Raw genomic sequence first — 12363 nt, forward strand, 5'->3', positions numbered from 1 at the left:
CAATTACTTACCGGACAAATAGAGGCCGAATTCTGATAACAATGCACTTCCCACGTACGTGCCCGTGAACACGAAAACCGCAACGATGGCGACGCGCCACGATGTTTTGCGAAGATCAACCAGCCTGTCGGCAACGGAAATGCCGGCAAACGCCAAGATCGGGGTCGTAATGGACAAGAAGTTGACGTTGGCAATGGCATCCACGAACACATCGGAGATCAGGCAGCAGATTAGCGAAACGATCGATACCCAGCCGAGAACCGGGAAGTCCTGCAAGAATTTCAGCGGAGCTTTTTTCATGAGCGTCGAGATCAGAACGCCGATGAAGGAAAAAAGCCACAGCACGGCCAAGCCCGCTATCGTCCCTAACGTAATATGACCTTCGCCGTTTTTGATGAATTTCATTTGCTCCGTAAATAAGATAAGACCAACGCTAAGCAGCAGGACGAGGGCGTATTTTGCGTATTTATTCAAACCGGTGCTCATTTCTTCTCACCTCTGACCATTAATTTGTACATAAACCGCTGCAGCGGCACCGCGAGAAATACCATCGTATACGTTCCGAGGAAGCTGGTAAGCAGCTGGCTCGCAGCAGCGTATCCGTTAATGGTCTCCGTCATCTCAGGAGAATGCGCGACTAGCGCGGAAGAAGAGCCTGTCATCATACTGGCGGAGCCGACGCCGGAGGACATGGCTAACGCTTCGATCGAGAAGCCGGCAGCAAGCATGACCGGCGCAAGAATGCTGAAGAACAACGTGCCGAAGAGGGTGCCTATAATATAGAGGGACAGCACCCCGCGGCCTTCGTCGGAGTCGAGCGTATATTTCTCGGATATGTAGGCAAGTTCCCCTTCCCTCCCAAGTCCAAGCGTAGCGCCGATGGCTTCCCTTCTCAGGCCGAGCAGAATGGCGATCGGAAGTCCGAGCAGAATCGTACCCAGGTTGCCGATTTCCTGAATGATGAACACCCAGCCAACTTTTAATATATCTTCAATTCTGGGAGCAACGTCGGCGCCGTATCTCGCCATAAGCGGCAGCATAATGAAGATTAGATACTTGCTGGAGAAACCGACGTTCTCCTTGCTGTAAATTTTCCGCATAAAGCCTTTCCGGAATATCGACAAGCCGAGCACCATGGTGATCAAAATGGCGAATACGAGTGGGAGCAGGCTGATTTTTACGGAGCCCACCTGGATCGACTGAATGCCGATAAATTCGGCAACCGCGATTACAATGAGCACGAATGCAAGCAAATAGAGATACTGTAGTTTTAACTTCATGCCATGATGTCCTCTTTTCTGTTCTTAGTTGGAGCTAACTATCGACGCAAGGAGCTGCTCGTATTCGGCAAATGTACGACGGTAGAGCTTCGATCGATCGATACGTCCGCTCATTCGCTCCAGCACCTGGGTTAAAAATCTCGGGAACACTTCATAGATAAACTCGGGATCGATATCCTTGAAATCGTCGCCGTGGATCGTTCCCGTAAAACCACTGTAGCCGATCTGAATGCAAGGCATCATGAAGGCCAGATCGCCAATGTCTCCTGCCGCGCTGATGGCGTTATTGTTCCAAATACGGGAGATCTCCTCGTTATCCTGGAACGCCTCTAGCACGAATTCGGACAAATACCGGTCCTGAACGAACGGCAAATATCCCATCTGCGTCTTAATCTCGACCTCGCCTTGAAGTGCCAGCGCGCTGCCCTTGGCCGCATCGTCCATTTTGCAGGCCGCTTCCTTCATGTAGTCGACCGACTGGGTGCGCAAATCGCTGCCCACCGTAATCCGGTTGGGAATGACGTTTGTCGACATGTCGGATTCCAGGACGATCGGATTCATGCGAACCTTCTCACTGTCCTTCATTTGCTGCCTGCTGAGCCCTAACGCCACATTGAACAGGGTTGACATGCTGTAGGCATTTTTGGCGGAGAAAGGATCGAAACCCGCATGGGTTGCTTTTCCGGTAAACGTATAATGCTTGTATAGGAATCCAGCCAGGTCGCAGTTGATTTCGATCGTGCGCTCTGCAAACTCACCACCCATGGCGTGTACGCATAGTCCGATGTCGATATCGTCGAACACGCCGAGTTTCATCGCTTCGGGTTTCCCTCCGTAATAGGAGATCTTACCGCTGGCAAGCAGCTCGTCCCTATAGGCGAGATCCAAATACTCCTCAGCAGGAATGAAAATAAACGTTAGACTATAATCAAGGGCTTCGTACGCCTTTGATTCAACATAATGTTTGTACAAAGCCAGTGCGATCGCCACCTGCGTATAATGACCGCAATTGTGTGCCGCTCCCGTCTCCTTATCCGATTGCCAATGCGTTGGAGCGTAAACGGCGTCCAATTCCGCAATAAAAGCGATATTCAGCGGCTTGCCGCTGCCGAGGGTTGTCCGAAGCCCGGTTGTACTGAATGATTGCAGCTCGATGCCCGGATTCACCTTCTTCAAAAAATCGGTCACGGTTTGATGGGTCTTAAATTCCTTGTAGCCAAGTTCGGGGTTATCGAATATGGTCCGTCCAACGCCTGCAATTTCTTCGTACTGTTCTTTAAAGCTCATAGCTGCCTCCTTCTTGATGAAAATAATTCTTATGTTATTTTAATTCTCTTAAATATGTCAATAAAAATCACGTTATATTATTTTTCTATAAAGGTAATCAGAATTTGATATAACTCGATCTTTCCACAGCCATGATTAAAACAGCCAACAGCTTAACGCCTATTTTCTACCATTATAAAAAAATTACACCTTTTTTTCTGTAAAGCGTTAAAAACCTCTGACTTTATTTTCTATGTAAGAAAAGTGAACAAAACACGTTAAAAATTTTCAACTGAGTTATGACTCTAGCACAAGCTGCTGGCCCTGCTGTATCTCGGCGTAAAAGACATTCACCTAGGGCCGACGCTCCCTGCCTTCCTCTCGCCGAACGTGGCCGAAATTCTCGTCCACAAGTTCGGAATCGGCGGCATTACAAATGTGGAAGAGGATATAAGAGATTCCTGTTCGCGTAAAAGGGCTTTCGTGCAAGAAAGACCGTCAGGGGAGTTTGCCCTGACGGTCCTTTTTGAGTTTGGAGGATATTCGAGATTTTGCATTCGTGTCCGTGCGTAGTTTTGTTGTAGCCGGATCTCTAGCATTTCCCGATAAATGAACGATTTAGAACACGCATTCCGTGGCGATTAACGGACGCTTAAGCAATTCCCATCCGGTATTGGCGGATATAAAAGAGGCAAGCTCCCAGCCCATTCGGTAATGCGTCTGATAACCGGGATGATATCGGCCGCCCCATCCTTCCACCTCTGGATGAATCAGTCCTAAATCCACTACAAACACCTTGCTATTTCCACTTTGATTGAAATAAGGTCACCACCTTATTCACACTCGCAAGATAGTTGTTATTCATGGTTCCAACACAGCAAAAGATATAGGGATCGTTATACTTTTCCAGGATAACCCGGATGAATTCAATATAAGCGGCAATATATGCCTCATCATCAATTGGCGTAGAATAATCGTTTTGGCCCAAATTAATGACAATTCCATCAGGAATATACCGGGAAAAGTCCCATGGCGCCGTCCCTTTGCCGAGCGTCCCGAAAAAATGTTCCGGCAATCCTTGTTTGAACCCTACCGCATCCTGCCAAACGCCAATCCCGCAAATGGCCATCGTATGATATTCCGCATTCAGCATTCTGGCGCTGATCCCGACATAGGACATGTATCCGTCGTCAAGATGCGGAGCTTCAGCAAGCACATGCGGATGGCCGATCCCTGCTCCATCCGTAATGGAATCCCCAAAGTATTCAAGCCGGAGTGGTTTTGCCGCGGGCGGGGCAAGGAAGCTTCCGCCGTCAGGCAGCGAAAAATGATGAAAGGCAATACTTCCGGTCAGAATCCCCGTTCGCTTGTGGATCTCTAAAGTGTGTTCACCGTCCGGCAGCCCCTGTTCGATTATGTATTCATGAACCCCCTTCTTCAGATTGATCCAATTACGTGCGACACCGTCCACTACGATTTCAACGTAATCCTGGCCGTCGGAATCCTCAGCCGTCATCGAGATGGCCGTACCTCGGAAGGCAAGAAACACAGCGCTGTTGACCCATCCGCATTTCGGATTCTCTTTCTCGGTCAGATGGAATCTCCCCATGAGCCTGGCAAATTTGGTAAAGCTAAACTCCAACATCATTCCCCCCTCAGACTCGAAGTCAAAAAGTCGAATTTCAACACTTTTATTTTGCCAAGAAGGCGTCGACCTGACGCTGCAGCTCATTCTGGATTTTCGTGAGCACCGCTTCGCCTTCCGTTTTGAACTTGGCGAAGTATTCATCCGGATCAAGTGCCCCGTTAAATAATCCACTATAATATTTGGCTTGGATGGTCGCGAACTGGGCCACTTCGTTCTTTACTGGCGTCGGATCGAAGGTGAAGCCGGTCATGATGTCCTTCGTGAAGTTGTCAGCTTGCGTAATGAATTGTCTGTACTCTTGAGTCTCTTCGTCAGTACCGACCCACTCCCGCTCTAACGTGGGATTCAGCATAAGCTGGAACGAGACGATGCCGCCATCGTTGTTCAGCGTGTCATATTGGTGCTCGCCGACTGTTTTCCAGTTCACATCTTCAATGCCGTGCTCCAACAGATCGTAATTTTCCTGCCGGTTCGCCCAATCGAGGAACATCATCGCACGTTCTTTATGCTTGCTCGTCTTTACAATGCAGATGAAATTATCCATCTTGAAATTGGAAAAGTTCTTTCCGGGGGTTAGATCAAACAGACGAACCGCTTCCAGTTCTCCGCCCGGCACGACCTGCTTTAACTGGTCATTGTACGCTTTGGGAATGCCAAAGGTCATTTGGGGCGTGGCCGCTACTTTGTTTTGGAGCTGCATTTCTCCCGGACCGCTTTTATTCGTCAAGACGTCCTGCGACATGATTTTATCAACAAACAGCTGGCGGACATCCTGGATATTGGACCAGATCTTAGGTTCCTTGGTTTCAAAGAAATTGTAGACCTTCCCATCGTTGCCCTTGTAATACAGCATCAAGCTGGCTCCCGCAAAATTTGTCGGGCGAATGTTGACGCTGGTATCGTCCCGGATCAGCCAGTTGACCCAGCTGTAGGTGACGTCGTCCGCGCCAGCAAGGAGCGGGGTGATCCCAGAGTTACTGTCGCGAACGGCATAGAGATAAGCTTTTAGATCCTCATACGTCTTCACGGGCGGCAGATTCAGCTGCTCTCTCAAGTCCTTCCGGATGAAGACCGACCTTTCCTGGGTATAGGCGCTTCCCAAGGGAACGCCATAGATGCTGCCGTTGATTTTGTTCGCGTCCCACATTTGTTGCGGTCTCGTCTTTTTCACGTTGGAGCCGTATTGGTCCAGAAGCCCGCTTAATTCCTCGTAATACCCCTGCGCAGCCATTGTTTCCAGATGCAGCCATGGGGCGTCGAAAATCAAATCCACACTCTCTCCCGAAGCCAGCATAACGTTGGTCTTCTGATTAAGATCGGCAAAGTCGATGAATGTAAATTTAACCTGTGTATTGATTTCGGCTTTTAACCTCTTGTTGACCTCTTCCAGCACCTGCTCGAAGTTCGCCTCCTTCGCCCCCGGAATGACAACCTCCAAAGTGACCGGCTCGAGGGACGGATCGCTGGTTTCCCCGGAATCTTTGGGCGCGGAGGCGTCCCCGCCGGATCCGGAGCACCCGGACAAAGCGATTGCCAGTCCGAGCAGCGCCGTCACCATGAACTTGCGTTTTGATTTGGCCATGTACATGACTCCCTTCAAATAATCAACTTATATATCCGCGGCTGGGCCAGTCTATATCGATACGCTCGGCAATCCGCGTAAAGCCCCAGCCTCAGCCTTTCACCGAGCCGAGCGTCAGACCTTTGACGAAATATTTCTGAACCATCGGATAGAAAAATATAATCGGACCGATCGTCAGGCATACTGTAGCCAGCTTGACCCCTTCCGCCGGCGGCAGCGTCAGTACGTTTCCATGATTGAGCGACGTGAGCTGCATCTGCGACATGAGCTGCCGAAGAAGCAGCTGGAGCGGGTACATATCGCTGTTATCAATAAACAAAAGCGACAGCCACCAATCGTTCCAATATTGCAGTGCGTAGAACAAGCTGATCGTTGCTATAACCGGCGTTGAGATCGGCCTAATAATTTTGAAGAAGATCGTCCACTCTCCGGCGCCGTCCATGTTAGCCGATTCGTTCAGCTCATAAGGCAACGAGCGATAGAACGAGACGAAGATAAACGCAAAGAACGGATTCATGACGTAAGGGAGCACAAGCGCCCATAGCGTGTCTTTCAGATGCAGCCACTGAACGACCAGAAGATAGAAGCCGACGAGCCCCGAGCCGAAGACCATCGGCACATAGGTCATGAACGAGAGGAAGCCGCTGTATCGGTTCTTCGGATGGGCCAGCACATAAGCAAACAACGCAGTGACAACGAGGCCGATCACGGTTCCGATGGCTGTTACTGCAATGGTGACGCCATAGCTGGTGAACATTTGCTTGCCTTGAAGGAGGAACCGATATGACTCCAACGTGAACTCATCTGGCCAGACGGAGTATCCGTGGAGCGCCAGGCTTCGGGTGCTGGCAAACGAATTGATGACCATGAGCCAGAACGGGAACAAACAAACCAGCGCAAATAGAATCAATAACAGCCCGAACAACCATATCGCCATTTTATCGGAGAAACCGCTTGTCCGTCGGATTCGTGCAGACGGAATCATAGCAACCGGACGATTCATATGAAATTCACCTCCCTTTCATTTCACGAAATTAAAATAACCTGGAGTCCTTATCGATTTTCCGAACCAGTGCATTAAACGAAACGACGGCGATAAGCCCCATGATAGACTGATAGAACACGATAGCCGATGACATGCTAAAATTGCCAAGCTGCCTTAACGCCCGGTACGAATACGTATCGATGACATCGGTCGTCGGGAATAGAATCCCGTTATCCCCGATAATTCCGTAGATCATGCCGAAATCCCCGTAGAAGATCCGTCCGACTCCCAAGAGCACGAGGATAATCATTTGCGGCTTTAGCAATGGCAGCGTAATGAATTTCATCTGCTGCAACCTCGTGGCTCCGTCCAGGCGGGCGCTCTCATAATAATCGGCGGAGAAACCGGTAATGGCAGCAAGCAGAATGATAGAGTAGTACCCGGCACTCTTCCAGATTCGTGTCAAAGTTAGAATAATCGGCCATACCCATGGGGTCTGGTACCAATCCACGGTGTGAAGTCCGCTCATATTCAGGACACGGTTAATCAGGCCGTCCGTATTGTTGAAAAGAATGAACGTCATATACCCTACGACAACCCATGAAATAAAATAAGGCAGGAAGACGACGGATTGGATCGTACGCTTAAACCATTTCAGGCGGATCTCATTCAAGAAGAGTGCAATGATAAGGGCAAAGGCCAACTCGAAAAGAATGAACATCGCATTTAAATAAACGGTATTGACCGTAACTTGAATCCAATCCCGATTGGAGAAAAAGAAGCGAAAGTTGTCCAGCCCCACCCAATCGCTGCCCCATATGCCCTTGCTGATCTGAAAGTCCTTGAACGCCAGCAGGTGTCCGGCCAGAGGAATGTAGGAGAAGACAACGAGAAAGATGATTCCCGGTATCGCCATCGAATACAAGTTCCGATTCTTTACTAAATCCTTCAGCATTCTCAATTTATAGTATCACTCCATTCGATCTGGTCTGTCTGATGTGGCCATACCCTGACCATGTTTATTATGTGCGGAAGGAGGACTTCGGAATAGTCCTCATTGTGTCACAAGGGGTACTGAACTTTAGGATTGGGCGATAATCCGGCTTCCGGGATCATCTTAATTTCTACTTTGTCAAAATGAGGACTTCACACAAAGGACAGGATATGATTGAGTAAGGAGGTCCCGGTTCGTATCTTCTATCGAGGCAGTATAGATCTACCCTTAAACCGTCAATCCATCAGCAAGGGGTGCTGGCATTATATGAAGATCAAACCTATATTACAGAAGACCTATTTTCGGACCTTTCTATTACTAACCACTGTTCTGATCTGTTCCATTATTCCTTTCGTCTATTTACTGTCTGCGGAATTCGCAAAATACACCATGCTGGAGGTGCGCAGCAATTCGCAGAACGAAGTCGACAACCTGGCTTCGAAGGCCGAAATGATTCTCGGCAATTTGAAAGCTTACGGGCTCAGCATGTACGCCGATCAGAATATTCAGAACTGGTTCTTCGATGCAAGCAAAGATCCGCTCATCGACCATGCTGCGCTCGTCGCCCAATCCAACTTCATGTCCACCGAACCGCTCATCCAGCGATCCTATCTGATTAATTTGAAGAACGATCTTATCGTCGATTCCAAAGTCGGAATCGTCCGCACTGAATCCTTTGCCGACCAGAGCATGCTGGAGCGTGTAAAATCATTCCACCGCCAATATTTGCGCTTCTTTCATCATTCGCTGGATGGCTCTGACTCCCTGGCCCTTATTCTGCCTGCAACCCCCGAGAAGCCGTCTGACTTCTATCTCGTACTCCTGATTGATAAACCGCTGCTGTCGAAGCTTCTGTTCGGCCAAACGGTCTCCTCGGAGCAAGACATTCGGATTCTCGACAAGGATGGGTTCGTCCTGTTAGGCGCGTCCAATCCTGTACTGAACGAACAGCTTTATCAAGCAGGGCGGGAGCAGCAGAACAGCCATTTTCAAGTTCGGCTGCCGCATCAGAAATGGTTCGTCAATACAGCCAAGCTGACTACTGAAAATTGGTCCGTATACTACTCGACCGAGTATCATATTTTGACGCGCCATATCTCCTTATTCCAGCAAAAATTGATAACGTATACATTGCTGCTATTGGCAATCCTCTCCGCGTTGTTCTTCTGGAGTTCTCGCCGTTCCTTGCGTTCCATCACCTTCTTGTCGGAAAAGCTGAGGGGAAAGGTTGCATTCGCCAACTCCACGTCTGATGCCAAGCCGGATATTCAATGGATCCACGACGGCATCGATATGCTGCTGAACAATGTGGAGCAGCTTCATGCATCCATGAGAAACCAATCCGAGCTCGTTCGAACGGAGTTTCTCGCCCAGTGGATGCTGCACGGGACGCCGGGTACCAAGAGCTACGAATATATTCAGACCCGGACCAAACTGGCCTCCTGTGAAGTTTTGTTTTTGGCCGTTCTTCGGATCGAAGCCTATACGGTCTTTTGCGAACGTTACGATTTCCCTTCCCGGAAATTGATGAAGTACGCCATACGCAATATTAGCGAAGAAGTGATTGGCGCAGGTTCTTATGCGGCCGAAGGCTTGGATATGGGTGGCGACCACATCATTCTGGTCGTTGGTGGCCCTGCATCGGGCGGGCTTCAACTTCAACGTCTTCTGGAGGAGACGCAGATTCAGGTGGCACGCATCCTGAACGTGGATACAACCACCGCCGTTAGCAATGCTTATGACTTCGGCGCCAATATCCGAAACATCTATGACCATATCCACGAATTGACGAAGCTGCGATTTCTTAACGGAGAGAAGCAAATTTTTCTGGAGAGTGATTATGAAGAGTTTATGGCAGGGTATCCTTCTGCGTCTGAGGCGCTGGAGACAACCGAGATCATCAAGTCGATCCGTCGCGGCCGCCCGGAGACCGCCGTCGTTCTGCTGCATCAGCAGATGAAGCACGTCCATGAGCTGCCTTATCGCGACTGTAAGCTTAACCTGACCTACTTTACCTACGATCTGCTCAAAAACTTTAACAAATCCAGCGTCCTGCACGAGATCAGCAGCATCCACCAATTGCTTGAGCGGTACAGCACGCTGTCCGAGTTTCAAGCATGGCTGGAGAGCATCGTCACGATGCTTGCGTCCGAGACGGAAGTTCCGAAATCTTCAAGCCGCAAGGAAGAGATCGTCTTGGAGATTAAAGAATACGTGGACAACCATTTGCAGGATGCGCAATTGTCGATCGAGCAGGTAGCCGACAATTTTTCCTTCTCCGTAAGTTATATCCGGCAGTTATTCAAAGAGGTCATGAACGTGTCATTGTCGGAATACATACTTCAGGAACGAATCGAGAGAGTGAAAGAGAAACTGATCTCCAGCCAGCTCTCGGTGCTCGAGATCGCAGATCAATGCGGCTTCATATCCAAAGGGCATTTTTTCTCCGCATTCAAGAAGTTCACGAATCTCACTCCGAAGCAGTATCGGGAAATCCACGCGGACTCCACTGGTAAAAATATCGCTCCTCCCAGCTTATCATGGAGAAGCGGCAGCTAAGGACGCTGTTCCCCATGAGCAGACTCAAGCCGAAAAGGACCTCTCCTGTAAAGCCCTACAGCACTTTATGGAAAGGTCCTTATTCGGTTATTTTAAGTGGTCTGGCGCTCTATTGACCGGTTGTTCCTTGAACCGGCTCAAGCCCTAGCTTCGGATTCGCCAAGTCGAGCTTATACATGATTTGATTGTAGTTATACCGCGGCGTTGGGACATGATTCGTGAATGTATTCGTATAGGTTCCTTCGAAATAGATGACCCGGCCGCCGTCCTTGTTGAAGTGCTTATGCTGGGCTACGTTATAAAAAGTATAGTCGTTATGCGTAACGATATGCTTGGCATTGGTCCAAGGACCTTGAGGCGATGGTGCTTCCGCGTACCAGACTTCCCCAAGTACCGATGTCTTGCCTAGTACCTGCTGCGCGATCATCACGTAACGCTGCCGATATTCATTCCATTCAATGGAGCTTTGGGCGATTTGAACGTCTTCACCAGTATCGATATCCTTCAATTGATAATAATGCGGGTCATCAGCGTTTATCAGGCCTAATTGGATCAGCTCTTTCTCTTGTTCTTGGTTGAGCGGCTGAGTGTCCTTTTTCCAGCCCCATACAAGCTTGCCATCCGCATCGCGTTCCAGCGACGTTTCAGCCCCGTTGTATGTCGTTCCCGGCGTCAGGCAAGTAAACGATTCGTATTGGGTATAGTCGATGATGGCGTCATAGCTGGCCGCAACGCGCAAATTCGGAATTCGGTGTTCGGTAAAGAGCCAGTATCCCTTACCACCCTCCTCGTAGTAGGTCGCCTGTCCGCCCGGATGACGCCAGTCGTCTTTGGAAGGGAACTGGACAACTTGTTCAAATTCCTTCGTCTTGTCGTTAAAGGCGAGAATGCCGAAGGCGGTGGGTTCAGGATTGTGCGTGCTGTAGCCGGCGAGCAGACGCTCCTGTCCGGCGCTGTCCTTGGCGGTCATCAGACCGAATACCCAGGCTATGCCTGCACCATCAGGCAGAGGCGGCACCAAACTTTTGACGAAACCGTCTTGATTCGTAAAATAGTCCAGATTCACGCCAACATCCGGGTCCAGTCCCCCTTTACTCGGAAGCTCGGAAGTCGCACCCGTCACGCGGAAGTTCCCCAGCGGATAGGCCGGTCTGTCCGTATCGCCCCAGAACCAGTACAGTTTATTGTTGTACTCGATCGTCTGCACGGAATCCTGTCCCATGACCAAGCCGTTGATCAGCGGCTCCTTAATGGGTGGCTTCTGGCCAACGAGTAAGCTGTCGCGATAAATGCCTTGGCCTGTCAGCCGGTACAGCCGCTCTGCAATGTTGACCCGATTCATCTCGAGCGTAATCATGCCCCCGGGTGTGATCTGTATGGCCTGCCCCCGGTTGCCGAACATGTCGGCGGGGATGTCGTAGCCGTCACTCGACATATGGAAGAAGACCGTCTGATCCATCAGACCTGGCTCGTCGAATGCCACAATACCGGCACTGTCCGTATAATACAGCACACTGTTCGTCGTCTTCAATTGGACATGAGGAATGCCCCTGCCTGTCTCGGCATCCACGACCTTGATCATGAATGGCTTCTGGACCTTTATCTTCTCGCTGCTCACATCCTGCTCGGCGCTGCTTCCGGCCGCCTGCGCTGCCATCGCGGCCCCCGGTGCCGTCATGGCCATCAGCAGGATGCACGTCCATATCCCCGCACGTTTCCATTGTTTCATTTTCATTTCTCTTACCTCCCGACCTTTATCGTTTTGATAAAAAGAAATCGTTGCATTGACCGATACCGTCTGTTCAAACCATATCTGCAGCCATGGGTACGAAATAACTCTGGATGCGTTTGCTATCGCGGTCAAGCAATCGAAGTGAAGCTAAAGCGGCATCGCTTCTCCGTGGATGAACTCCTCACTAACCACCTCCTTTCGCAGCATGGAGGGCAATGTTCGAGATCGAGCAATAAAAAAACGTCTATCAACGTGCATTTTCAATGAAGCCAGACCACATTTAGCGGAAGTTTTTCTTGCGATATGAGGAAGCCCCG

Annotated in this window: 10 protein-coding genes and 1 pseudogene; 2 read left to right on the top strand and 9 right to left on the bottom strand. The window is 49.8% G+C overall.

Annotation, left to right across the window (positions count from 1 at the left end; genetic code table 11):
* Positions 1–3: 3 nt before the first annotated feature.
* The 3 genes from OHJ21_RS17005 to OHJ21_RS17015 are packed head-to-tail and all read right to left on the bottom strand — an operon-like array spanning position 4 to position 2567.
* Positions 4–486 (bottom strand): hypothetical protein, encoded by a 483-nt coding sequence (locus OHJ21_RS17005; RefSeq protein ID WP_394054295.1) that lies wholly within the window; start codon positions 484–486, stop codon positions 4–6.
* Entirely contained in the window at positions 483–1280 is a 798-nt protein-coding gene (locus tag OHJ21_RS17010) for a DUF3100 domain-containing protein (protein WP_100538754.1), read from the bottom strand. Before OHJ21_RS17010 ends, OHJ21_RS17005 begins: the two co-directional genes overlap by 4 nt.
* Positions 1281–1304: 24 nt before the next feature.
* Positions 1305–2567 carry a M20/M25/M40 family metallo-hydrolase gene (locus OHJ21_RS17015; RefSeq protein WP_486020637.1) on the bottom strand — a complete coding sequence of 421 codons (1263 nt, stop codon included), beginning with the start codon at positions 2565–2567 and terminating at the stop codon, positions 1305–1307.
* Positions 2568–2861: 294 nt separating this feature from the next.
* On the opposite strand from OHJ21_RS17015, the pseudogene OHJ21_RS17020 reads away from it, so the two are divergent.
* Positions 2862–2999: pseudogene (locus tag OHJ21_RS17020) on the top strand (hydroxylamine reductase); the annotation flags it as partial.
* A gap of 165 nt (positions 3000–3164) precedes the next feature.
* On the opposite strand, the gene OHJ21_RS17025 reads toward OHJ21_RS17020, so the two are convergent.
* From OHJ21_RS17025 to OHJ21_RS17045, 5 genes are all read right to left on the bottom strand, one after another.
* The gene (locus tag OHJ21_RS17025) at positions 3165–3332 is read right to left on the bottom strand and encodes a hypothetical protein (RefSeq protein ID WP_486020639.1); all 168 of its coding nucleotides are present in this window, start codon (positions 3330–3332) and stop codon (positions 3165–3167) included.
* A gap of 13 nt (positions 3333–3345) precedes the next feature.
* On the bottom strand, positions 3346–4188 hold the full coding sequence (locus OHJ21_RS17030) for a GDSL-type esterase/lipase family protein (protein ID WP_486020640.1): 843 nt from the start codon (positions 4186–4188) through the stop codon (positions 3346–3348).
* A 49-nt stretch (positions 4189–4237) separates the two neighbouring features.
* Positions 4238–5776, bottom strand: coding sequence for an extracellular solute-binding protein (locus OHJ21_RS17035; RefSeq protein WP_326114519.1), 1539 nt, complete (start codon positions 5774–5776; stop codon positions 4238–4240).
* Between the two features lie 91 nt (positions 5777–5867).
* Positions 5868–6779: a carbohydrate ABC transporter permease gene (locus OHJ21_RS17040; RefSeq protein ID WP_100538757.1), complete on the bottom strand. Its 912-nt coding sequence runs from the start codon at positions 6777–6779 to the stop codon at positions 5868–5870.
* A 31-nt stretch (positions 6780–6810) separates the two neighbouring features.
* Positions 6811–7716 carry an ABC transporter permease gene (locus OHJ21_RS17045; RefSeq protein ID WP_165789682.1) on the bottom strand — a complete coding sequence of 302 codons (906 nt, stop codon included), beginning with the start codon at positions 7714–7716 and terminating at the stop codon, positions 6811–6813.
* Between the two features lie 306 nt (positions 7717–8022).
* Here OHJ21_RS17045 and OHJ21_RS17050 point away from each other — a divergent pair, with 306 nt between their 5' ends.
* On the top strand, positions 8023–10314 hold the full coding sequence (locus OHJ21_RS17050; protein ID WP_394054292.1) for an AraC family transcriptional regulator: 2292 nt from the start codon (positions 8023–8025) through the stop codon (positions 10312–10314).
* A 109-nt stretch (positions 10315–10423) separates the two neighbouring features.
* Here OHJ21_RS17050 and OHJ21_RS17055 read toward each other — a convergent pair whose 3' ends face one another.
* On the bottom strand, positions 10424–12049 hold the full coding sequence (locus tag OHJ21_RS17055) for a hypothetical protein (RefSeq protein WP_326119292.1): 1626 nt from the start codon (positions 12047–12049) through the stop codon (positions 10424–10426).
* Positions 12050–12363: the final 314 nt, after the last annotated feature.

Source organism: Virgibacillus sp. LDC1 (genome assembly GCF_025792345.1).
GTDB classification, from domain to species: Bacteria; Bacillota; Bacilli; order Paenibacillales; family Paenibacillaceae; genus Paenibacillus_AQ; species Paenibacillus_AQ lautus.